Source organism: Rhodococcus sp. SB1D, assembly GCF_048573875.1.
In the GTDB taxonomy this organism is placed as follows: Bacteria; Actinomycetota; Actinomycetes; order Mycobacteriales; family Mycobacteriaceae; genus Rhodococcus_F; species Rhodococcus_F qingshengii.
This window is the reverse complement of record NZ_JBMAIQ010000010.1, coordinates 226,766-248,448: the sequence shown is the minus strand read 5'-3', so window position 1 is coordinate 248,448 and position 21,683 is coordinate 226,766. Positions and strand designations below refer to the sequence as shown.

General features: G+C 62.9%; 21 protein-coding genes. 8 read left to right on the top strand and 13 right to left on the bottom strand.

Annotated features, from left to right (window positions below; translation table 11 throughout):
- Nucleotides 1-19 precede the first annotated feature (19 nt).
- The 3 genes from ACN50D_RS22260 to ACN50D_RS22250 are packed head-to-tail and all read right to left on the bottom strand — an operon-like array spanning nt 20 to nt 2,803.
- Nucleotides 20-151, bottom strand: a complete 132-nt coding sequence (locus ACN50D_RS22260; protein WP_256082667.1) for a hypothetical protein — start codon at nt 149-151, stop codon at nt 20-22.
- Nucleotides 148-738, bottom strand: a complete 591-nt coding sequence (locus tag ACN50D_RS22255; protein ID WP_003941800.1) for a TetR/AcrR family transcriptional regulator — start codon at nt 736-738, stop codon at nt 148-150. Before ACN50D_RS22255 ends, ACN50D_RS22260 begins: the two co-directional genes overlap by 4 nt.
- Before the next feature lie 52 nt (nt 739-790).
- Nucleotides 791-2,803, bottom strand: a complete 2,013-nt coding sequence (locus ACN50D_RS22250) for an MFS transporter (RefSeq protein ID WP_030537115.1) — start codon at nt 2,801-2,803, stop codon at nt 791-793.
- Between the two features lie 179 nt (nt 2,804-2,982).
- Here ACN50D_RS22250 and ACN50D_RS22245 point away from each other — a divergent pair, with 179 nt between their 5' ends.
- From ACN50D_RS22245 to ACN50D_RS22235, 3 genes are read left to right on the top strand one after another with little or no spacing between them, the layout of a single operon-like run.
- Complete coding sequence (locus tag ACN50D_RS22245) at nt 2,983-3,177, top strand: DUF1918 domain-containing protein (protein ID WP_003941743.1); 195 nt, start codon at nt 2,983-2,985, stop codon at nt 3,175-3,177.
- A gap of 57 nt (nt 3,178-3,234) precedes the next feature.
- On the top strand, nt 3,235-3,858 hold the full coding sequence (locus ACN50D_RS22240; RefSeq protein ID WP_030537114.1) for a TetR/AcrR family transcriptional regulator: 624 nt from the start codon (nt 3,235-3,237) through the stop codon (nt 3,856-3,858).
- Nucleotides 3,859-3,915: 57 nt separating this feature from the next.
- Entirely contained in the window at nt 3,916-4,272 is a 357-nt protein-coding gene (locus ACN50D_RS22235) for a PLD nuclease N-terminal domain-containing protein (RefSeq protein ID WP_003941757.1), read from the top strand.
- A gap of 1 nt (nt 4,273) precedes the next feature.
- On the opposite strand, the gene ACN50D_RS22230 is transcribed toward ACN50D_RS22235, so the two are convergent.
- Nucleotides 4,274-5,164 carry a LysR family transcriptional regulator gene (locus ACN50D_RS22230; protein WP_030537113.1) on the bottom strand — a complete coding sequence of 297 codons (891 nt, stop codon included), beginning with the start codon at nt 5,162-5,164 and terminating at the stop codon, nt 4,274-4,276.
- An 83-nt stretch (nt 5,165-5,247) separates the two neighbouring features.
- Between ACN50D_RS22230 and ACN50D_RS22225 the strand changes: the two genes are divergently transcribed.
- Entirely contained in the window at nt 5,248-6,144 is an 897-nt protein-coding gene (locus ACN50D_RS22225) for an EamA family transporter (RefSeq protein WP_058039470.1), read from the top strand.
- Nucleotides 6,145-6,178: 34 nt separating this feature from the next.
- On the opposite strand, the gene ACN50D_RS22220 is transcribed toward ACN50D_RS22225, so the two are convergent.
- Nucleotides 6,179-6,772 carry a TetR/AcrR family transcriptional regulator gene (locus ACN50D_RS22220; RefSeq protein ID WP_003941729.1) on the bottom strand — a complete coding sequence of 198 codons (594 nt, stop codon included), beginning with the start codon at nt 6,770-6,772 and terminating at the stop codon, nt 6,179-6,181.
- A gap of 55 nt (nt 6,773-6,827) precedes the next feature.
- Between ACN50D_RS22220 and ACN50D_RS22215 the strand changes: the two genes are divergently transcribed.
- Nucleotides 6,828-7,247: a PaaI family thioesterase gene (locus tag ACN50D_RS22215; RefSeq protein ID WP_230587613.1), complete on the top strand. Its 420-nt coding sequence runs from the start codon at nt 6,828-6,830 to the stop codon at nt 7,245-7,247.
- Nucleotides 7,248-7,265: 18 nt separating this feature from the next.
- Here the strand turns inward: ACN50D_RS22215 and ACN50D_RS22210 are convergent, their stop codons facing one another.
- From ACN50D_RS22210 to ACN50D_RS22190, 5 genes are all read right to left on the bottom strand, one after another.
- A complete protein-coding gene (locus tag ACN50D_RS22210) occupies nt 7,266-8,195 on the bottom strand; it encodes an NADP-dependent oxidoreductase (protein ID WP_030537111.1) in 930 nt (309 codons plus the stop codon).
- A 66-nt stretch (nt 8,196-8,261) separates the two neighbouring features.
- Nucleotides 8,262-9,074, bottom strand: coding sequence for a mycofactocin-coupled SDR family oxidoreductase (locus tag ACN50D_RS22205; protein WP_007733124.1), 813 nt, complete (start codon nt 9,072-9,074; stop codon nt 8,262-8,264).
- Between the two features lie 94 nt (nt 9,075-9,168).
- On the bottom strand, nt 9,169-11,535 hold the full coding sequence (gene treY, locus ACN50D_RS22200) for a malto-oligosyltrehalose synthase (RefSeq protein ID WP_211921164.1): 2,367 nt from the start codon (nt 11,533-11,535) through the stop codon (nt 9,169-9,171).
- Nucleotides 11,536-11,548: 13 nt separating this feature from the next.
- Complete coding sequence (gene glgX / locus ACN50D_RS22195) at nt 11,549-13,888, bottom strand: glycogen debranching protein GlgX (protein WP_125051233.1); 2,340 nt, start codon at nt 13,886-13,888, stop codon at nt 11,549-11,551.
- 57 nt (nt 13,889-13,945) lie between these two features.
- Nucleotides 13,946-15,238, bottom strand: a complete 1,293-nt coding sequence (locus tag ACN50D_RS22190) for an adenosylmethionine--8-amino-7-oxononanoate transaminase (protein ID WP_007733120.1) — start codon at nt 15,236-15,238, stop codon at nt 13,946-13,948.
- A 38-nt stretch (nt 15,239-15,276) separates the two neighbouring features.
- Here ACN50D_RS22190 and ACN50D_RS22185 point away from each other — a divergent pair, with 38 nt between their 5' ends.
- The 3 genes from ACN50D_RS22185 (at nt 15,277) to ACN50D_RS22175 (ending at nt 18,702) form a co-directional block, all read left to right on the top strand.
- The gene (locus ACN50D_RS22185; protein ID WP_007733119.1) at nt 15,277-16,422 is read left to right on the top strand and encodes an 8-amino-7-oxononanoate synthase; all 1,146 of its coding nucleotides are present in this window, start codon (nt 15,277-15,279) and stop codon (nt 16,420-16,422) included.
- Nucleotides 16,419-17,102, top strand: a complete 684-nt coding sequence (gene bioD / locus ACN50D_RS22180) for a dethiobiotin synthase (RefSeq protein WP_030537106.1) — start codon at nt 16,419-16,421, stop codon at nt 17,100-17,102. Before ACN50D_RS22185 ends, bioD begins: the two co-directional genes overlap by 4 nt.
- 187 nt (nt 17,103-17,289) lie before the next feature.
- The gene (locus ACN50D_RS22175; protein ID WP_223304505.1) at nt 17,290-18,702 is read left to right on the top strand and encodes a GGDEF domain-containing protein; all 1,413 of its coding nucleotides are present in this window, start codon (nt 17,290-17,292) and stop codon (nt 18,700-18,702) included.
- A gap of 61 nt (nt 18,703-18,763) precedes the next feature.
- Here ACN50D_RS22175 and ACN50D_RS22170 read toward each other — a convergent pair whose 3' ends face one another.
- From ACN50D_RS22170 to ACN50D_RS22160, 3 genes are all read right to left on the bottom strand, one after another.
- Entirely contained in the window at nt 18,764-20,146 is a 1,383-nt protein-coding gene (locus tag ACN50D_RS22170) for a tripartite tricarboxylate transporter permease (RefSeq protein WP_003941745.1), read from the bottom strand.
- Complete coding sequence (locus ACN50D_RS22165) at nt 20,143-20,634, bottom strand: hypothetical protein (RefSeq protein WP_003941716.1); 492 nt, start codon at nt 20,632-20,634, stop codon at nt 20,143-20,145. Before ACN50D_RS22165 ends, ACN50D_RS22170 begins: the two co-directional genes overlap by 4 nt.
- Nucleotides 20,635-20,710: 76 nt before the next feature.
- Nucleotides 20,711-21,679: a hydroxymethylglutaryl-CoA lyase gene (locus tag ACN50D_RS22160; protein ID WP_080712772.1), complete on the bottom strand. Its 969-nt coding sequence runs from the start codon at nt 21,677-21,679 to the stop codon at nt 20,711-20,713.
- Nucleotides 21,680-21,683: the final 4 nt, after the last annotated feature.

Below are 21,683 nucleotides of genomic sequence, written 5' to 3'. Positions count from 1 at the left end.
GATCGGGGACTCGACAGGATCATTCGTCGGTGGGCTCGATGTGTTCGGCACCGAGGACGGAGAGTCGGTATTCCTGTGCGTCCTGCTCGGTTTCGAAATCTTTCTCTTCGAGGAGGTTCCGGTCGGCGTCGAGGTATCGGTAAGTCGTCATTCCTCCACCGTGTCACTGATGAACGATTCGTGCTCGGATACCGGTTCGATTTCGTCGACGGCTATTTGAATCAGCCTTCCGTAGCGCCGGATCAGATCCTCCGACGACAGTGAATCCTCACCGAGGAGTTCGAGCGTCCGCATGCCGGTGGCCAGTCCGAGCAGCAGTGAGACGACGATCTGGCTGCGTACCAAACCGGGCTCCGTGTCGCCGATGCGGCGCGCGATCCCGTGAACGTATCGTTGCTTGATCTCGGCCCGAGCGGCGGCCGGATCTGGCGCCTCGTGAACGTGTACTGCGAGCATTGCCCACGGATCGGTTTCATCGGATTCTCTACGAGCGACAAGTTTCTCGACCAGTTGACAGCCGATGTCTCCGGTGGCGTCGGCATTCGGATCCTCGTCCATCGGAGGTGCGGACGGGATCGCAGCCGAGTACAGCCGAGCTTTGCTGCCGTAGATCTTCATGACCAGGGCAGGGGAGTAGCCGGCTGCGACCGCGATGTCCTTGATGGTCGTCGATGCGTAACCTCGTTCCGCGAACAAGGCTTTCGCTGCTGTGAGGATGCTGGCTTCGCCGCTGCTCATGTCGCTCGCTTCGATACCCGATCGCCATGCGTTCGGTTGCTCATACTGGCGTTCATACTGTCGTCAACGGCTCGGCATCGACGGGTACGTCGAAGTCGACGACGGTGGACTGCGCGATGACCGCTATCTGACGAGCCAATGTGCCGTGTCCGCTCTCGGTCAGCGCGGTCAGGATGTACCGGCCGGATGTGGGAAGTGCGATTCCGTAGTGCCCGGTTCCGTCGGTGACCGTGGATGCGACGAATTCGCCGGTCGGTTTCGTGAGTGTGACGACGGTTCCCGAGGTTGTTCGGCCGCCGACTCCGACCTTGCCGGAGATGGTGAGGCGGTCACCGAGTTCGACGGTGTGCGTCGATTGCGCGCTGTCGAAAGCGATCACCTGCGACCGAGGGGACCAGCCGTCGGCACTCGTCACTACCAAATACCGTCCGGGCCGGGGTAGGGCGAGGGAAAAGTTGCCCTCGTTGTCGGCGCGACTCCAGTCGATCGGTCGACCCTCCATGTCCATCACGGTGACAACGGCCTGCCGGATCGGTCGGCTGTCGGCCCGGATCACACGACCGGCAACCACAATTTCCGTTTCGGACACGGCGGCGTCGGGAAGCTCGAACCCTTCCGGGGTCACCGGGCGAAGTGCCGCTTCCGGTTTTGCGCCGCGGCGAGGAATGAACGCAGCGGCAGCGGCAGCAGCCACGGCGGCGAGGGCGGCCAGCCAGAAGATGTTCTTGAAGGCGTCGATCGACGGAAGGCCCTCGCCCGGCCCGGACGGGATGACCATCGAAGTGAGCATGGCGGCAACCACCGCGCTGGACGTGGAAGTACCGACTGAGCGGAGCAGCGAATTGAGGCCGTTTGCCGACGCGGTTTCGGTAATCGGAACCGATCGCATGATCAGCATCGGCATCGCGGAGTAGGCGATTGCGGTTCCGATGCTGACCACCGCCGCGCTGATGATGATCAGTGCTATCGAACCGGTCAGGAACACTCGCGCGATGTAGGCGAGCGCGAGCACCGTGCCGCCGACGATCAGGGTGATCTTGGCTCCGAATCGCTTCGTGATGTTCGCGGAGACGGGCGCGAAGAAGACCATCGCGAGGCCTGCCGGAATCATGCACAGTCCGGCCGCCATCACGCCCAGTTCGAAGCCGTAGCCGGAGATCTTCGGCATCTGAAGTTGTTGGGTGGTGGAGAGGTTGTTCGCGTACATCGAGAAGCCGACGAGGATCGAGGCGACGTTGGTCAGCAGAACAGGCCGCTTGGCCGACGTTCGTAGATCGACCATCGGCTGGGTGACGCGGAGTTCGTAAGGGAACCACAATGCGAGAGTCACGATTCCGATGACGAACATCAGCAATGTCAGTTCGCTCGTCCATCCCCAACGGGCGCCCTTGGAGATGGCGAGGAGGATCGCCGTGAGTGCTGTCGAGAGCATGACCGCGCCCAGGAAGTCGAATTTGCCGCGGGTACGAACACTTGATTCCGGGACGACGACGGCTACCGCGATGATCAGCAGGACGCCCACGATCGCCGAGAGCCAGAAGATGGCGGGCCAGCCCAGATGCTCGAAGATCAACCCGGACAGCGGGAGCCCGAGTGCGCTGCCGATTCCGAGAGTGGCACTCATCAACGCTGTTGCCGACGCCACCTTCTCCTTGGGCAGTTCGTCGCGCATGATGCTGATTCCGACGGGGATCATCGAGATCGCGAAGCCCTGGAGACCACGTCCGATCAGCAGGGCGACAAAGTTGCCGCCGATCGCCGCGACCAGTGATCCGACCACGATCATCGTCATCGAGATCAGCATCATGCGTCGTTTTCCGAACATGTCTGCCAGGCGGGAGACGATCGGAGTGGCGACGGCACTCGTGAGGAGCGTGACGGTGACGAGCCAGGAGGCGTCGTCAGCGCTGACGCCGAGGATCTTCGGGAAATCGGGCAACAACGGAATGACCATCGTTTGTTGCAGCGCGACCACGGTGCCGGAAAGACAGAGAATTGCGGTAATGAGCCGACTTGAACGGCGAGTGGTCGGAGACGAGTGCAATGCCAAGAGACGGTCCTTCACGCGGCGATGGTGAACGGGAATTCACCCATGAGTGAACCACTGTTCACCCGTCGGTGTCACCTTCGGTGAATATGCGATTTCTCACGACGGCAACTCGCCCCAGGGTTTCCGAGTCGGCATGGCGGGAACAACGTCAGTGGTTGGTCTGCGCCTGCGCGAGCGGGCAGCGAGGAGGAGTGATGCATGCCGAAGTGGGTGACCGTCTCCACGTCCAGGGGCGCGTGGTGGGGCAGGCGGAGGTAACTGCCGAGGTTCTCGAGGTGCACGGCGAGGACGGCGGTCCTCCCTATCTGGTCAGGTACGACAACGGCCACGAGGCGTTGGTGTTTCCCGGTAGCGATGGCTGGATAGACCACCCCGGAAAAGGCTCCTGAGCTGCACGATTCTTTCCATGCATGGTCGTTGCATCGAATGCGGCTAAAGTGTGCGCAATGGAGGGCAGACGCCAGTACCACTCCCGCGTGCGTGAAGCTTCCGCGCAGCGAACGCGTGAACTCATTCGTGATGCGGCGACGGCCTTGTTTGTTCGAGACGGGTATGTCAGTGCCACCGTCAAGCAGATTGCCGCCTCGGCCGGCGTCGCCGATCGGACGGTGTTCACAGCCTTCCCCGGCGGGAAACTCGAGATCTTCGAAGCGGCCCTCGCTGCGGCGCTCGATGCCGAAGAGGTTCCACTCGGCGCGCCGAACCTGGCCTCGGACCCCGATGACGTTCGCCGGATCGTCTCCCAGATCGTGGCTCAGGGCATCGGACTGCTCGAACGTGCCGGCGCTCTGATGATGGTTGCGGTCGAATCCTCGGGTGCGGATGCCGACATGCGTCGACTATCCGAGGAGTCGTCGGATCAGTCGGCCGTCAATGCGATGTCGATAGCCGAGGGTCTCTCCGAGCATGGCTTGTTGAGGCCTGAGATTTCGCTCGAGAAAGCCGCGGGCATACTTGCCGCTTTCGTCTCGCCTCAGCTTCATCAGCAATTGCGTCGGGTCAGTGGGTGGGACGTCGATGCGTACCGAGGATGGCTCGAGTTCAACATTCGCCAGAATCTAATGTACTAATTGGTCTGTTTTCGTTAGCATGGCGAGGGTTTTTTATTCTCGGGAGGAATCGCCAGCGTGCCCTATGCCTTGTTCGGCCTCATCACGATGTTGCTGTGGATTTTCTGCATCGTCGACGCCATCACGAGAGATGACGCCTACATCCAGTACCTACCCAAGGTCGTCTGGATTCTGATCATCATCTTCCTTCCTACTTTGGGATCGGTTCTGTGGCTGGTGGTCGGGCGCGGACAGAACGCGCCCCGCGGTTACGTCGGCCCAACCGGATACGGCGAATACGAGCGCCCGGGACGTGCCGTTGCGCAGGATCCGGCGGCGGACGAAGCCTTCTTGCGTCAGTGCCGCGAGCGGGCGGAAGAGCAGCGTCGAATTGCCAAGCAGCAGCGCCGCGACGGCGACGCTGATCGGATGTGAGTTATCGGTAGGCCGTGAGTCGGTCCAACACGAGCCGAAGCGGCGGCCACGACGATCGGCCGCGACGCGTCACCGCATAGGCAGTGAGGATGACGGGCGGATCGACGAGTGGTTCGACGCGCACGCCTTCGCGAGTCTTGCGTTCGAGCGGCATCAGCCCCACGCCGTAACTACTGAGGATCAAGAGTTCGACCAAGTCGAGACTGTCGATCTGGTGAGTGATCCGAGGGGTGAACCCGGCCAGCGAGGCGAGGGTTCGCACAGCGCGCTCGTCTGCCGTGTTGCGTGAGTTCACTATCCATGACGTGTCGGCGAAGGCGCGGAGATCGATTCCGGATTCTGTGGACTTGTCGGGAGCTTTGGCGTCGTCGGGAACACACAGTCCCCAGGGCGTCGACCAGAGCGGAATTGCTTCGAGTAGTGGGCTCGGCGACGCGGGGGCAAGGTTGTAGTCGTACGTCAGTGCGAGGTCTAGATCGTCGCGTTCGAGGAGTGCAAAAGCCTCGACGGGTTCGTATTCGTAGATCATCACGTCCACCTGCGGGTGACTGCGTTGCAGGCTTCGAGCGACGGGGAGCATCGCGGTTCTGATCGCAGTTGCGAATCCGCCGACTCGCAGGGTCCCCACCGGTTCCGCGTCCGGATCGAGGTCCAGGCGAGCTGCATCGACGGCTGCCAGGATGGTGACGGCATGATCGGCCAGTCGTTGACCGGCCGGCGTCAGCCGCACCCGGCGACCGTCGGGCTCGATCAGTGCGGTACCGGTCTCCGCGGTCAAGGCCGCGAGTTGTTGGGACACTGTCGACGTCGTGAGGTTGTGCGCTTCGGCGACTGCACGCATCGAACCCAAGCGGGAGAGTTCGAGGAGGAGATGGAGTCGACGGGTTTCCATCCTTCGATCATTCACTAATCGTGAACATAATGTAGGTCAAAATCGCGTGGACACGAACGGTTGGCCTCCCGTTCAATTCAGCTATGGATACGAAAGCGCGGGCCGGAGTGGGCCTGGCTGTTCTGGCGATGTTGTGCGTGCAGCTCGGGCTCGCCGTGTCGGTGGGTCTGATCGATCAGCTCGGCGCAGACGGAGCGGCGTGGATACGACTCGCCTGGGCGGGCATCATTCTTCTGATCATCGTCAGGCCCCGCCCCTCGGTGTTCACTCGCAAGGCGTTTCTGGCTTGCGTGGTTCTGGGTGTGGTCACCGCAGGTATGACGCTCCTGTTCATGGCAGCGGTGGAGCGACTTCCGCTGGGAACAGCAAGCGCATTGGAATTCTTGGGTCCGCTGACGGTTGCATTGCTCCGGGGGCGTGGCCGCGTTCTGTGGCCGGTTCTGGCAGGCGTGGGCGTCGTGCTTCTCACCGAACCATGGGCCGGGACAGTCGATCTGGTCGGTGTGGCGTACGCACTCGGTGCGGCGCTCTGCTGGGCGATGTACATAGTGCTCACCCAGCGCGTCGGCGACGAGGTTGCCGGTATCAACGGGCTGGCGGTGTCGATGGCGGTAGCCGGGTTGGCCGCGACAATTGCCGTAGGCCACTCGGCTATCGGGCGGCTGACTCCGCATCTGATTCTCGTGGGCCTCGGACTCGCGATCTTGCTGCCCGTCGTGCCGTTCGTTCTGGAGATGGTCTCGTTGCGAAGGCTGTCCACGGCGGCGTTCGGCACGCTGATGAGTCTCGAGCCTGCTTTCGCGCAGCTTATCGGTCTGGTTGTGCTGCAACAGGTTCCGAGTGTTCTGGCCGTGGCAGGTATCGCGTGCGTCGTCGTCGCAGGGATCGGCGCGGCCCGCGGTGGTGCTCGAGGTGGCGCCCGGAAGCCGACTGAGCCACCCTCCGATTCCGAGCGAACGTACCTTTCGGCGCCTTCATGAGACCGAGAGTGCCGTTCGCTCAGGTCGCGTTCGCTCAGTGCGAGTGCGCCGCGGCGATTGCTCCGTCGAACACGTCGGCGACCTCGCCGAGGGAGTCGAGAATCGGCTGACCGGATCGTTCGACGCGAGCCCGCACCAGCGAGCCCTCGAGCGCGGACACTGCAAGGACGGCAAGCCGTTCCGCTCGCGCACGTCCGACCCCGGACGCGATCAGTGTGTCGCGCAGTAGCGAAGTCCACTGTCGATACACCGCCTGTCCGGCGGCTGTCACGCTCTCCGAATCGGGGGCAAGTTCCAACAACACCGTCGTGATCGGCGAGCCTTCGTGGAAATCCGAATCGCTCACCCATCCGGCGAGCAACCGCGCGTACTCGCGCAGCAGCGACCCGGCGTCCGATTGGCTGTCGGCGAGTTCGGTCAGGGTGTCGGTGACCAACTGCCCGCCGACGCGGACGACCTCTTCGCCGATCTGCTCTTTGCCGCCGGGAAAGTAGTGGTAGAGCGAACCTTTCGGCGCCCCGCTCGACTTGAGGATCTCGTTGAGGCCCGTTGCCGCATACCCCTGGCGGCGAAACAGATCGGCCGCAGCTCGTACGAGTGCTTCGCGGTGTTTCGGGGGAGTCGCCACGAGTTGGAGCTTAAACACCCCAGCGATCCACCACAATCTATGTAGACTGGTCTACATGGGAAATTCTGAAATGCTCGAACAGTTGCGCGCGGTCAACGCCTCGGCGGCCTTCAACCGGTGGGCCGGATTCGAAGTCACGGAGGCCGAACCGGGTCGCGTTTGTCTGCGGCTCGAATGGCGTGAGGATCTGGGCCAGTACTCGGGACACCTGCACGCTGCGCTCGTGGCGGGACTCGTCGACACCGCGTGCGGATTTGCTGCTTTCACCCAGGTAGGTGTCGTGGCGGCGTCCAACTGCGCGGTCAATTTCGTGAGTCCGGGCGTCGGAACCGCATTTGTCGCTACGGCGCGCTCGGTCAAGGCCGGGCGCAAGCAGGTGTTCGTCACTGCCGAGGTACATGCCGAACGCGAAGGCGAATCGGTGCTCGTCGCGTTCGGCACCACCCTGTTGGTTCCACTCGCCCCTAAGGCCTAGGCAAGACAGAGCTGAAGGTCACGGAACGAGGATGAACTTTCCCGCGGGGTGCGAACTCTGCAACTCGGTGTGAGCGAGTGCCACGTCCGCTAGCGGGAAGGTCTTGGCGATCTTCACGATGAGGTGTCCGGAACCGGCTTGTTCGACAAGTTCGGATCGTGCCTTCAAACGCGCTTCCGCACTTGCCGGATTGCCTCCGCCGACGGACGCGAAGCCGTCGGTCTGGGCGCGTCCGAACGCGACGATGGTGACGATGCGACTCTTGTCGGTGACCAAAGCCAGAGATGCATCGACGGCTTCGTCCGTTCCGGCGGTGTCGAACGCCGCATCGACGCCGTTCGGCGCGAGTTCACGGACACGCGCTTCGAGGCCGTGGCCGTAGAGCACAGGCGTGGCGCCGAGCGAGCGCACGTAATCCTGATTCGAGGCTCCCGCAGTGCCGATCACCGTAGCTCCGCGACCAACTGCCAGCTGAACAGCGATCGCGCCGACGCCGCCGGACGCGCCGTGGATGAGAACGGTGTCGCCGGAACCGACCCGAATGGTGTCGAGGGCGTCGACTGCAGTTCCGCCGACCAGAAGGAGGCCGGCTGCCTGTTCCCAGCTGATGCCTGCGGGCTTCGCGGTGACAGAGGAGACCGGCACGACTACTTGTTCGGAGTAGAGGCCGTTGCCGGGGCTGACGATCACTTCGTCGCCGACGGTCACATTTGTGACGCCGTCGCCGACAGCCGAGACGACGCCCGCTGCCTCGCCGCCGAGGTGGATGGGAAGTTTCTCGGGGTCGGTGCCGAAAGCGCCGCTGTAGAGCTTGAAGTCGAAGGGATTGACGCCGATCGCCTTCACGTCGACCAGGACTTCACCTGATTTCGGCGCCGGTAAATCGACGTCCACCAGCTTCAGGACCTCGGGCGTGCCGTACGTCTGCGCTACAACAGTTTTGGTCATGTCTCGCGCAACCGTCCTCGGGGAAGCGATATTCCCCGAGGACGGGAAAAACTCGAGAAGATTCGATCAGCGGATCAGGGTGCCCAGATCGAGCGGCATCGCGATGCCGGTGATGTGATGGGCCTCGTCGGAACCGAGGAACGCGACGGCGGCGGCGATGTCCTCCGGCTGGCTGACCGGGTCGGGCAAGGTCTGCATGAAGATCGGACCGAGTGTGTGGGCGTTGGCGTCGATGAGCGGCCGCATGTCCGTCATCTGCATTCCGGTTTCCACGCCGTGTGGGTGGATGGTGTTGACCCGAATGTTGTACTGCCCCAACTCCGAGGCCATCGTCTTGGCCAGACCGGTGATGCCGTGTTTGCTCGCGACGTAATGGCCGAGGAAGGGGAGGCCGCGCAGGCCGGCGACGGAGCTGGTGAAGATGATCGAGCCACCGGTGCCTTGCTTGATCAGGTGCGGGATCGCTGCCTTGGCGGTGTGGAAGACGCCGGTCAGGTTGACGTCGAGCGTTTCCTGCCACTGCTCGGGCGTGATTTCCCAGGACATGTTGGCAGAACAGATTCCGGCGTTCGCGACGACGACGTCAAGTCGCCCCAATTCGTCGATGCCGGCCGCGAGCGCCGCGGACAGTGCAGAGAAGTCGCGAACGTCGGTCTTGGTAGCGACAATTCGACGGTCCAGGGCCTTGACCAGTTCGACTGTCTCGGCCAGGTCGTCGTCGGTGGCGCCGGCATACGAGGTGGATTCGAATTGAACACACGCGTCGACGGCGATGATGTCTGCGCCCTCTTCTGCCAGCCGGACAGCTTCGGCGCGCCCCTGACCACGGGCGGCTCCGGTGATGAAGGCAACTTTTCCGGTGAATCGACTGGCGGCCATGCTCAAACCTCCGACTAGTGGTGATGATCTGCTCTTCGGAAGTTAGCGCGACGAAGTTCTTTTCGGGGGTGAATGCCCAGTCAGCGGAAACCGCTCAGCGCACCCTGTTCAACAGGGCACATGGCCCGGCAGCGAAGATGTCCCGCGCATCCGAAGACAAGACGGGTTGTCCGCTCAGTGCGTCGACCCATTCGCCATCTGGCAGGTCCACTCGCGTATCTCTCCAACCGTGCGACGAGAGTCTGAGCGAATGTCGCGTCGCCAGAGCAACGACCATAGGCGGATCACCTGCCGGGCCGCGCGAGAAGCCGACCAGATGACCGGATCCGGAACCTGAAGCGAAGACCGGCCGGTACTCACCGTGATCGAACCACGAGGGGTTCTCCCGCCGCAGTGTCAGTGCCGTGCGAACGAGGTGCAACTTTGCGGTTCCTGTTGCGTCGATCGGCGCGGCGCCGGAATCGAGCAGTGATCGCCTCGTTCCGTAGTCGACAAGCCGCCGGTTGTCCGGATCGACCAACGAGTCCTCCCACAGCTCAGTGCCCTGGTAGACGTCGGGAACGCCGGGCCCGAGAAGTTGGAGCAGCTTTTGGCCGAGAGAGTCCGACCAGCCGTGACGCGCGATCCGGCCGACGAATTCGCTGACCGAATCACCGACCGGGCCGTCGATCACCTCGTCGATCCAGCGGTGCACTGCCGACTCGAAGTCGACGTCCGGATCGTTCCAGGAAGTCCTGGCGCCGGACTCGCGGACGGCTTTCTCCGCATAGGCGTGCAAACGCTCGCGCAGCTCTGGAACCGAGGCTGCCGAGCGGCCGTCCGTCGGCCACACACCGATGATGTTCTGCCACAAGAACAATCCGGTAAGCGGATCAGGGCTGGGGCACACGTCTTCCCACTCGCGAATCAGCCGGGCCCACAGGGTCGGCACTTGAGACACAACACCGATCCGTGCCCGCACGTCCTCGCCGCGTTTGGTGTCGTGAGTGGACAGACTCGTCATCGCGCGCGGCCACCGCTTCGCTCGGTCCGCGTTGTGGAGATGGAATTCGGCGACGGAGACGGCAAGCGATGCAGGGTTGCCGCCGACTTCCTGACGTGAGACCAGGCGCGCCGTCCGATAGAAGAGTCGATCTTCGACGGACTTGGCCATGACAGCGCCACACACCTGCTGGAAGCGAACTGAGGCCTCACCGCTGTTCACCAGGGATTGCGCCAACACGTTGAACGATGGTTCATGTCCGGGAGCCAATTCGTGCATGTCACCGACGATCCGAGCGGCCAAACCGGCGAGGGGACTGTAGTCGGATCGGTACACCGGCATCCGAGCGATCGCGACGACAACTGCGTCGTTCAGTTCGGTCTCACTGCAACGACTTCCGGTTTCGCGTCGGATTGCACGTACGAGCCTGCGAACCTCCGGTGCCAGGTCACCGCGCCCGGTGTCGCGTTTGAACTGACGTTCGGTGTGATGCAACCACGTACTGTCCCCGTCGTCGCCGGTCAGATCTGCCGAGAGTTCGGTCAATTCGAGTTCGGCGGCGGGATCGACGAAAATGCCGCCCAGCTGATTGAGGGCGTCGTATCCGGTGGTGCCGTCGATCGGGAGCATCGGATCGAGTGGTTCCGTATGGCCGAGGATCTTTTCGATCACGAGCCACTGATCTGGTCCGATCAGTTCTCGCAGGCGCCCGAGATATTCCGCCGGATTCGCGAGTCCGTCCGGATGATCGATGCGAACGCCGTCGATCAGTCCTTCGTCGACCCACGACTTCACCTGCCGATGGCAGAGTTCAAAGACTTGGGGGTCCTCCTGGCGCAGCGCAGCGAGTTCGTTGACGGCAAAGAACCGTCGGTAATTGACGATCCCGGCGTTCCACGGTACGAGTCGGTACGACTGCCTGGAGTGCACCTCCTGTGGAGATCCGAATTCAGTACCGGCAGCGATGGGGAAGCGGTGCTCGTAGAACGCGAGAAGTGTTTCCTCGCCATCTTTCTCGACAGTCAGTGCGTCGAGATCGTCCGGGCTGCCCAGTACCGGGAGTGAGAGTTTGCCGTCGGCGCCGTTGGCTCCGTTGTCCTCGGCCCAATCGATGTCGAAGAAATGCGCGTACTCCGACGACTGCCCGTGCGTGAGAACGTCCCACCACCAAGCATTTTCGCGAGGTTTGGCGACACCGACATGGTTGGGGACCAGATCGACGATCAGGCCCATCCCACGTGATCGAACGGCGCGCGAGAGCTCCACCAGGGCCTCGCGGCCACCAAGTCCTTCGGACACGGTTGTCGGATCGGTGACGTCGTAGCCGTGCGTCGATCCGGACGTCGCAGTGAGGATGGGGGAGAGATAGAGATGTGAGACCCCCAAGGCCTCGAAGTAGTCCACCTGTGCGGCCGCATCACGAAGAGTGAATGCATCCGGTCGCAACTGCAGTCGGTAGGTGCTGGTTATCGGGGCCATGTGCACGTCTCCCTCAAGCGGTTCTGCGAAGTACCGTCAATGCTCGCGCTTTTACATCCAATGTTGTTCCGGCTTTGATCACGGTATCGCTCTCACCGGTGGGGACCGAGGTGTCCAGTACGACGGTCCACTCCGACGCGTAGTCCGCGTTGGGGGTGGAGAATTCGAGATCTTCGTAGTGGGCGTTGAAGCAGAGAAGGAACGAATCTCCGGTGACGCGCTCGCCACGGTAGTTCGGTTCCGGGATCGCGTCACCGTTGAGAAAGACAGCCAACGACTTGCCGAAACCGCTGTCCCAGTCGGCCGGAGTCATCTCTTCGCCAGACGGCGTGAGCCAGGCGATGTCGCGACTCTGATCGCCACTTCGAATAGGTCGCCCCTCGAAGAATCGACGACGCCGGAAGACCGGGTTCTTGGCGCGCAAGGCAATTGCGCGCTTGGTGAACTCGACGAGGTCGGCGTTGGTTTCCGCGAGAGTCCAATCCATCCATGACAGTTCCGAATCCTGGCAGTAAACGTTGTTGTTACCCTGCTGAGTTCGGCCCATCTCGTCGCCGTGAGCAAGCATCGGGGTGCCCTGGCTGAGCATCAGCGTAGCCAGTATGTTTCGGCTCTGACGTCCACGCAGTTCGAGGATTTCCGGGTCGTCGGTGGGGCCTTCGACTCCGCAGTTCCACGATCGGTTGTGCGATTCGCCGTCGTTGTTGTTCTCACCGTTGGCTTCGTTGTGCTTCTCGTTGTACGAGACGAGGTCGTGCAGGGTGAAACCGTCGTGAGCGATGACGAAGTTGATGCTCGCGCCGGGGCGACGTCCGGTGGCCTCGTAGAGATCAGAGGATCCGGTGAGACGGGAGGCGAACTCCCCCAGCGTTGCCGGCTCACCACGCCAGTAGTCGCGGACGGTGTCGCGGTATTTGCCGTTCCATTCGGTCCACAGGCCGGGGAAGTTGCCGACCTGGTAACCGCCTTCGCCGACGTCCCACGGTTCGGCGATCAGCTTCACCTGACTGACGATCGGATCCTGTTGCACGAGATCGAAGAAGGCCGAAAGGCGGTCCACGTCGTGCAGTTCACGGGCGAGTGTCGAGGCGAGGTCGAAGCGGAAACCGTCGACGTGCATCTCCGTGACCCAGTACCGCAGAGAGTCCATGATCAATTGCAGCGTATGCGGATGACGGGCGTTGAGGCTGTTGCCCGTTCCGGTGTAGTCCATGTAGTGCTCTTCGTCGCCGTCGACCAGGCGGTAGTAGGCGGCATTGTCGATTCCGCGGAAACTGATGGTCGGCCCCATGTGATTGCCCTCGGCGGTGTGGTTGTAGACCACGTCGAGGATCACTTCGATACCCGCCTGGTGGAAGCTGCGCACCATGGCTTTGAATTCCGCTACGGCCGCATCGGGTTTCGTGGCCGAGGAGTAGTCGGTGTGTGGAGCGAGAAAGCCGAAGGTGTTGTAACCCCAGTAGTTTCGCAGACCTTGGTCGAGAAGCACCTGATCGTGCATGAACTGGTGGACCGGCATCAGTTCGATCGCCGTGACACCCAGATCGGTGAGGTGCTCGATGATCACCGGATGAGCGAGCCCCGCGTACGTGCCGCGCAATTCCTCCGGAACTCCGGGGTGCGTCGCGGTCATACCCTTGACGTGCGCTTCGTAGATGACCGTCTCGTGATAAGGACGCTTCGGCGAGTGGTCGGACGCCCAATCGAAGAACGGGTTGATGACGACGGTCGACATCGTATGGCCGAGCGAATCATGTTGGGGGAAAGGGATGGTGGCGGGTTCGTCGACGAGTGGTTCCGGCTCGAAGGGTTCGGGCTCGAGGATCTCTTCCGATTCCTGATCGCCCGTGGGCGAGTCGTCTTCGAGGCCCACCTCGTCCGATTCGGCTTCCGAACTCGTTTCGTCGGTAGCCTCTTGCGGCCCCACGGCGGGAGATTCGTCGTCTCCTGAAGGTTCGGGGTCCGCCGCCGATTCGACGTCGTACGAGAACAGCGAACGGTCTCCGTCGAAGTCTCCGTCGAACGCTTTTCCGTACGGGTCAAGCAGGAGTTTGCTCGGATCGCATCGCAGACCTGCAGCCGGATCGTACGGCCCGTGTACGCGGTAGCCGTATCGCTGGCCGGGGGATACCGACGGAAGGTACGCATGCCAGACGTAACCGTCGACCTCGTCCATCCGAATGCGGGTTTCGGTTCCGTCCTTGGCGATCAGGCACAGTTCGACGGCCTCGGCGACCTCGGAGAAGAGCGAGAAATTGGTCCCCGCGCCGTCGTAGGTGGCACCGAGTGGGTACGCACTGCCAGGCCATACCGGGATGGGAGTGGCTGAGGTCTCGCTCGGCGGTTGATCCATGAATCAGACCCTATCGGGTGCAGCCGATCGAATCTCGTCGACTGTCTACGGTGCCGATCACCGTTTCGCCTGGCTGCGGGCGGTTGCAAGCATTCCGGCTGTGATCTGTTCCACCTCTGCCTCCGAACACAGGTACGGAGGCATCGCGTATACGAGGTTGCGGAACGGCCGGAGCCAGACGCCGGCGTCGACGGCTGCATCGGTCGCGCTCTGCATGTCGACCGGCTGTTCGAGTTCGATCACTCCGATTCCGCCTTTGACGCGGACGTCGACGACCCCGGGAATTGTGACGGCTTCGGCGAGGCCTCGAGCGAGGCCACGTTCGAGGGTTGCGACGTCACGCCGCCAGTCCATCGCAAGCAGAAGTTCGGTCGACGCCACCGCGACGGCGCACGCGAGTGGATTGCCCATGAAGGTGGGGCCGTGCATCAGCCCGCCGCCCTCACCGGCAGTGATGGTCTCCGCGATCTCCGTGGTGCACAGCGTTGCCGCCAGACTCATGTACCCGCCGGTCAGTGCCTTGCCGACGCACATGACATCGGGACTGACGCCGGCGTGATCGGCGGCGAACAATTCTCCGGTGCGTCCGAATCCGGTCGCGATTTCGTCGAAGACCAGGAGGACTTGGTACTTGTCGCAGAGGTTACGCAGGTCGATCAGGTACGCGGGATCGTGGAAACGCATTCCGCCGGCACCTTGGACCACTGGTTCCACGATCACCGCTGCGAGGTGCTCGTGATGCTCGGCCAAGAGCGATTCCAACTCCTGCACGTATTCGGGGAGATAGCCCGCCGGGGGAGCTTGCGCGAAGACCTGAGGGCGCAGGACGTCGGTCCAGAGAGAATGCATGCCGCCGTCGGGATCGCAGACGCTCATGGGGGTGAAGGTGTCACCGTGGTATCCGCCGCGCCAGGTCATCAAACGATTCTTCGACGGCTTTCCGAGGCTCCGCCAGTACTGCAGGCACATCTTCACTGCGACTTCGACGGCCACCGAACCGGAGTCGGAGAGGAACACCTTGTCGAGGTGAGGTGGTGTGATGTCGACGAGCAGTCGCCCGAGGCGAGCGGCGGGTTCGTGCGTCAGTCCGCCGAACATGACATGGCTCATTTTGCCGAGCTGCCGTGCGGCGGCGGTGTCGAGCACGGGATTGCGGTAGCCGTGAATGGCGGCCCACCACGAGCTCATCCCGTCGACCAATCGGCGGCCGTCGGAGAGCGTCAGGGTAGCCCCCTGCGCAGAGTCGACGATCAGCGGACGAGTCGACGCGGGAAACGATCCGTACGGATGCCAGAGGACATCGGCATCGATGGCGGAGACGTCATGGGGATCAAGTCCGGTTGTGAGCACGGATGCACCCTAACCATTGAGTTGAACGGTGTTCAAGTATGGTCGGAAAAGTGAACACCTCGCTGAATTGGCTGACGGCCGTCGAAGCGGACCGCAGGGCCGCTGGACTGCGTCGCGAACTCCGTCCTCGCACGGTCGACTCCCCGTTGATCGACCTGGCGTCGAACGATTATCTCGGACTCGTGCGGCACCCCGATGTGATCGAGGGTGCCGCGGCGGCTCTGCGCCGTTGGGGCGCGGGCGCCACGGGCTCGCGTCTGGTCACCGGCACCACCACCGAACACGAACTGCTCGAAGTCGAACTGGCCGAGTTCGTCGGGGCGGACTCCGGACTTGTCTTCTCCTCCGGTTACACAGCCAATCTCGGCGCGGTGACGGCGCTCTCGGGTCCAGGGTCGTTGATCGTCTCCGATGCGGGATCGCATGCCTCGCTGGTGGATGCCTGCCGCCTGTCACGTGCTCGGGTCGCCGTTGCTCCGCATTCGGACGTGGGCTTTCTCGCCGACACGTTGCGCAGCAGAGTGGAAGAGCGAGCGCTGGTCGTCACCGATTCGGTCTTCAGTGCCGACGGAGACCTCGCGCCACTGCGGCAGATGCATCAGGTGTGCCGCGAGTACGGGGCGATCCTGTTGGTCGACGAGGCGCATGGCATCGGTGTGCGCGGTGCCGGTGGACGTGGACTCGTCCACGAGTCGGGCCTGGCCGGTGAACCCGACGTCGTCGTGACGGCAACACTGTCCAAGTCGCTCGCCAGCCAGGGCGGAGTTGTGCTCGGTGACAACAAGATCCGCGCGCATCTCATCGACGCGGCAAGAACGTTCATCTTCGACACCGGTCTCGCACCGGCCGCCGTAGGCGCGGCCAGGGCTGCACTCGCCGTACTCCAGCGTGAGCCGACGCGAGCGCTCGACGTCCTGGCCCGGGCATCCGAGTTGGCGGACGTCACCGGTGCTCCGTCGCCTGAATCTGCTGTCGTCTCAGTCGTTCTCGGTGATCCGCAGCGGGCGTTCGATGCCGCGTCGGCGTGCCGGGATCAGGGGTTGCATGTCGGTTGCTTCCGCCCGCCGTCGGTTCCGGAAGGAACGTCACGGCTGCGTCTGACCGCACGAGCGACGCTGTCCGCATCCGAGATGGAGCAGATCGCTCTCGTACTGCGCGAAGTATTGGCCGGAGCCCGAGCATGAGCATTTTCCTGGTGACCGGAACGTCGACCGACGTCGGAAAAACAGTGGTGACAGCCGCATTGGCATCGGTGGCCTTGCAGTCGGGAAAGTCGGTTGCAGTGCTCAAACCGGCCCAGACCGGCGTCGACGTGGACGGTGCGGGTGATCTGGCCGAGATCGAGCGTCTGACCGGCGGCGGTGCGACGCTGGTCGAGTTGGCGCGGTACCCCGAACCTTTGGCGCCGGATACTGCTGCACGTCGAAGTGGTCTCCCGTTGTTGGCGCTCGACGACGTGGTTCGGGTCGCCTCCGACCTGGACACCACCCACGACTTGACCCTGATCGAAGGCGCCGGCGGCTTGCTGGTCCGCTTGGGCGTCGACGGGTTCACCGCTCGCGATCTTGCCGCGGCTCTGGCAGCGCCAGTGGTGCTGGTGGTTGCGTCCGGCCTGGGCACGCTCAATCACACGGCACTGACCGTGGAAGCCCTACGTGCATCCGGCGTGGACTGCGCCGGGTTGGTGATCGGTTCGTGGCCGCAGGAACCGGACCTCGCCGAGAGATGCAATCGCGAGGATCTGGTCTCGGTCAGCGGTGTTCCCCTTCTCGGGGTAATGCCTGCCGGAAGTGGGGGCGCGAGTGTCCGAGAGTTTGCTCGCACCGCTTCGATCACGCTCGGTGAACTTCATTTGACCAACTGACGACGTAGCATCCGATTTGTCCGCATCGATAGCCAAGGCACAGTGGGGCGCCTTGGGTTTCGACGTCCCTCGCGTACGATTCCGGTCGGTATATTTCGACGGGTGTCTTGCGGCGACCCTGCATCCGGGGCGCCTTGGTCACCGACAGTGGTTGTCGAATTGTGAGTAGGTCAGTCGAATGTAGGTGGTGAGCACGGTCGAAAAGTCGTTGTCGTCATCGGCCGTTCGTCGCGCACTGCTTATCGGCGTAGTCGTCTTCGTCTCGTGCCTGGTCGGAATTCTGAGCCGTCTGCCGGGCACGCTTGCAGTCTTCTGGCCGGCGAACGCGCTGCTACTCGGGATCCTCTTTCGGTCGCCGCGTTCCGCCACACTGCTCACCTGGATCTGCGTCGTAGTCGGTTATGTCGGAGCCGACCTGATCACCGGTGGGGCATGGGAGTCCACGGTGTGGCTCAACGCGGCCAACATCGTCGGGGTTGCGAGCGGCTTCTACGCCTTTCGCTGGGTCGACAGTGAGGACCGTCGACTGACCAGTATTCAGTCCGTCGGCTATCTCGTGTCGATGACTGTCGCCGCCGCGTCGATGGCGGCGCTCGTGGGCGGAATCGCGAACCGCGTGCTGTTCGGCGGGCAGTGGTGGGACGGCTGGTTGCTCTGGTTCTCGAGTGAGTTCGTCAACTACATGACCATCGTCCCCTTGGTGCTGACATTCCCTTCGCTTCGACGAGTGGATCGAGAACCGAAAGCTGTTGCCACGCTTGTGCGTCGATCAGTCGTTCCGACGGCGCTGCTGGCCGTCTGCATCATCTTGGAGTGGGTGGTAGGCGGTGCCGGAGCGATCGCGTTTGCCATGCCGGCGCTGGTGACTGCAGCCTTGCTCACCAATGTATTTGTCACGTCGGTGCTCACCGCTGTGTCAACTGCCTGGACGTTGGTACTGACGGCCGACGGCCATCTCGGATTGTCCAGCGAGGGCGTCTCGCCGGTCAGCGCGTCGGTCCAGATCGGATTGTCGCTGCTGGCGGTAGCGCCGATCGCGGTGGCCTGTGTGATCCTCGAGCGTCGCCGCGCGCTCGAGGCACTCACCCAGGCCGTCACCCACGACGATCTCACCGGTGCGTTGCGCCGGGACGAATTCCTGCGGCGAGGCGGCAGCGTGACGGGTGCGACCGATCCGCGTCGCCCCTCTGGACGTCCGGTCAGCGTCCTGATGATGGATCTGGATCACTTCAAGATGGTGAACGACAACCTCGGTCATCGTGCCGGCGATACAGCGTTGGTGAGTTTTGCCGATCAGGTGCGGCGGCACCTCGATGACAAGCATCTCTTCGCCCGATTGGGCGGCGAGGAGTTCGTCGTACTGATGGCCGGTGTCGATCTCGAGGGTGCGACCGAAACAGCCGAGATGATTCGACGCGCGCAAGCGGAGAATTCGTCGGCAGTATTGGGTGAATTCGGGCCGACCGTCAGCATCGGTGTCGCGTGTTCACCCCACGGCGACGCAGACCTGACGCAATTGGTCGATTGCGCTGACGAGGCGTTGTATCGAGCGAAGAAGTTGGACCGCAATCGAACCGTGGCGCTCACGGTCGGTAGCTGAAGAAATACGTGCGGACCCGCAGTTTGTTGCGGGTCCGCACGTGGTGGTGGAGTCGACCGATTCAGAACAGATTGATCAGGGCAGGAACACTGAACAGCGCTACGTAGTAACCCATGAACAGAACTCCGCCGTGAATCTTGAACAGGCGCCCGAGAAGACCACCGACCAGGCCGACCGTCACGGTGATCAGAAGCCCGAGGATGCCGCCCTCCCAGATGCTGATGACGACGACGAGTCCCGTGAACACCGCGATCACAGCTTCGTGACTGATGTGCTTGACCACCGCTGACGCAGCGCGGTACGCGTAGTTCATGGCAAACGGGTATGCGATGACCGTTGCCGTGACCACTGCGAGCAGTCCGTAGAGCAGGAACTCCCACTGCGTCAGGTACGTGGAGAGATTGTTGATCACTCCGGTTTCCTGATTGGTCTCGAACACCGGTGGAGCGTTGAACAGAGGGGCTGCGGGGCCTGCCGCGAGCGGGCTGAGCGGAAGGCCGAAAGCGACGAGTGGGATGAGGGTTTCCGCGATGTAGGTGGATTCCGTCGTACCGTTCTTCGCCGAGACCATTGTGGTCAGTCGGTGATAGCCGTTCTTGATCCGCGCACCTACCAGCTCACCCATCAGAACAGTCATGGCGACCGGGCTGAAGACGAAGGTTGCGCTCGACACCGTGGAAGCGGCGGCGGTGTAACCGATCTGCTTGCGATCGAGGACCTTCAGAGGATTGGGGAAGTATCCCTTCCATCCTTTGATGTCCGGGGCCAATGCAACGGTTTTGGGTTCACTGCGTTCCATGTCCTTACGGCTCGACGGGCCCAAGGTCAATGCGAGGTCCGCGATCAGCGGCCCGACTGCGATCGCAAGGAAGTAGCTGATGTTCAGCGACACATCGTAATTCGACGTCAACGCGCGGGCGCCGAGGATCAAGATGACGAAGGGAACGAGGGCGACAACCCCGGCCCAGCGGCCTGGTGAGGCGTAGGCGATGCCGATGGCGGCGACCAGGAACAGCCACGGTGCTATCGACTGAACGGTGTCCGCGAACGGCGCGAGGATGGTCGCGAACAAAACGGCAACCGGCACAGCGACGAACGCCGAGATCACTGCTCCCGAGATCGCCTTGCGGAGTGCGATGTGCGGGATGCCGAGTGAGCGCATCATCTGCGCTTCCGGCAAGAGTGGAATCGCCATCGTGTCGCCGGGAATGCCCAGCAGCATCGTCGGCACCGCGTGCGTCATGTGTTTGGCGATCGCACCCGAGAGGAAGAACGTGAAGACCGCCGCCGGGGGAGCGCCGAGCAGAATCACGAGCAGAGTCAGCGGTGCGATCGTGGCGGTCTCGTCCGTGCCGGAGATCAATCCGATGAACGTGAACGCGACCGCACCGATGATGCCGAAGAGAACGGCAATCAGAATTTCGTTGGTCAGAACCGAACTCATGCGCGCCCACCGTCCTTCGGTGTGTTCGAGACCCGTGCGTGCTCGGCCTCGGCAGCGGCGAAGTGGTCGTACAGACCCAGCTCGCGAAGTTCCTGTCGGCTCTGCTCCGGAATGTCGGCGAGAGTGCCCAGACCCTGGCGCTGTTCACTCATCGTCGTGATGACACCGTCGATCGACTCCGCGTCGGCGGCGGCCAAGGCGACTATCCGCTTCGGCTTGATGAAGATTCCGCAGACCACGCCGGCGAGCAGGCAGGCCGCGATGCCGACCAGAAGGCTGTACGCCTGGGCCAACGACGGTTCGCTGACGACCCGTTCGAACAGTGCCTGGGCCGCGAGAAGGGCCGAGGCGCCGACGACACTGCCGACTGCAACGGAGATCGCGAGGTGTCGACCGTTGACGGTGTCACCCCAGACTTCGAGGTATGTCTGCTGCTCGGTCGGCTCGGTTGTGGTGGTCGGCGTCGTTGCCGGCTGCGGTGGTGACATCAGTCTTCTCCAGTGTCATGCATGGCGGGGTCGTACAGGGAGGGGCTTGCGAGATGAGGGGCTTGCGTTGCGGGTGTCAGGTGCGTGCTGCGCGGAGGGCGGTGACAACTCGGGACGGGCTCGAGTGGCCGATCTGTTCGGCCATCCAGCTGCTTGTATCGGTGAGCGAATCCAGGTCGATGCCGGTGTCGATCCCGAGGCCGTGGAGCATCCACACCAGATCCTCGGTGGCGAGATTTCCGGTCGCGCCCTTGGCATACGGGCACCGTCCGAGACCACCTGCGGAACTGTCGAATTCGGATACCCCAGCGGTCAACGACGCATAGACGTTCGACAGCGCCTGGCCGTAGGTGTCGTGAAAGTGCATGGCGATCTGCGATGTGGGGATGCCACGTTCTCGGAGGGCGCCGAGCAAAGCGAGCACATGGCCAGGTGTGCCGACGCCGATGGTGTCGCCGAGTGAGAGTGACGTGACACCGCTGTCGATCAGGGTCTTTGCGATGTCGGCGACACGCTCGACGGGCACGGAGCCTTCCCAGGGGTCGCCGAAGCACATGGAGATGTAGCCGCGGACGGGAAGTCCCAGGGCTCGGGCGGCCGTAGTGACCTCGGCAGCCGCGGCGATCGCGCCGTCCACCGTGGAATTGAGGTTGCGTTTCGCGAATTCCTTTGTGGCGCTGACGAATACTGCAACCTCGCTCGCTCCGGCGGCGACGGCCCGCTCGAGACCCTTGCGGTTCGGGACAAGAACGACCGTACGTACCGAGTCCGGCAGGTGCAGCCGACCCATCAATTCTTCCGCGTCCGCAAGTTGCGGGATCCATCGAGGTGAGACGAAACTCGTCAATTCGACAGTGCGGGAGCCGGCCGCGACCAGGCGTTCGATGAACTGGGCTTTCGTCTCGGTCGGGATCACCGCTGTTTCCGCTTGAAGTCCGTCGCGTGGCCCGACTTCGTAGATCCGGACCGAGGTCGGCAGTCCCGGTGCCGGCACTCGATGAGGCGCCGGCTTCCACACCGGTGATCCTGCAACTGTTTCGGTCATTGTC

Coding starts and splice junctions, on each gene's coding strand:
- ACN50D_RS22245 (WP_003941743.1), top strand. CDS start 2,983: ATGCATGCCGAAGTGGGTGACCGTCTCCACGTCCAGGGGCGCGTGGTG.
- ACN50D_RS22230 (WP_030537113.1), bottom strand. CDS start 5,164: ATGGAAACCCGTCGACTCCATCTCCTCCTCGAACTCTCCCGCTTGGGT.
- ACN50D_RS22160 (WP_080712772.1), bottom strand. CDS start 21,679: ATGACCGAAACAGTTGCAGGATCACCGGTGTGGAAGCCGGCGCCTCAT.
- ACN50D_RS22260 (WP_256082667.1), bottom strand. CDS start 151: ATGACGACTTACCGATACCTCGACGCCGACCGGAACCTCCTCGAAGAG.
- ACN50D_RS22185 (WP_007733119.1), top strand. CDS start 15,277: ATGGTCGGAAAAGTGAACACCTCGCTGAATTGGCTGACGGCCGTCGAA.
- ACN50D_RS22210 (WP_030537111.1), bottom strand. CDS start 8,195: ATGACCAAAACTGTTGTAGCGCAGACGTACGGCACGCCCGAGGTCCTG.
- ACN50D_RS22215 (WP_230587613.1), top strand. CDS start 6,828: ATGGGAAATTCTGAAATGCTCGAACAGTTGCGCGCGGTCAACGCCTCG.
- ACN50D_RS22255 (WP_003941800.1), bottom strand. CDS start 738: ATGAGCAGCGGCGAAGCCAGCATCCTCACAGCAGCGAAAGCCTTGTTC.
- ACN50D_RS22225 (WP_058039470.1), top strand. CDS start 5,248: ATGGATACGAAAGCGCGGGCCGGAGTGGGCCTGGCTGTTCTGGCGATG.
- glgX (WP_125051233.1), bottom strand. CDS start 13,888: ATGGATCAACCGCCGAGCGAGACCTCAGCCACTCCCATCCCGGTATGG.
- ACN50D_RS22240 (WP_030537114.1), top strand. CDS start 3,235: ATGGAGGGCAGACGCCAGTACCACTCCCGCGTGCGTGAAGCTTCCGCG.
- ACN50D_RS22205 (WP_007733124.1), bottom strand. CDS start 9,074: ATGGCCGCCAGTCGATTCACCGGAAAAGTTGCCTTCATCACCGGAGCC.
- treY (WP_211921164.1), bottom strand. CDS start 11,535: ATGGCCCCGATAACCAGCACCTACCGACTGCAGTTGCGACCGGATGCA.
- ACN50D_RS22170 (WP_003941745.1), bottom strand. CDS start 20,146: ATGAGTTCGGTTCTGACCAACGAAATTCTGATTGCCGTTCTCTTCGGC.
- bioD (WP_030537106.1), top strand. CDS start 16,419: ATGAGCATTTTCCTGGTGACCGGAACGTCGACCGACGTCGGAAAAACA.
- ACN50D_RS22165 (WP_003941716.1), bottom strand. CDS start 20,634: ATGTCACCACCGCAGCCGGCAACGACGCCGACCACCACAACCGAGCCG.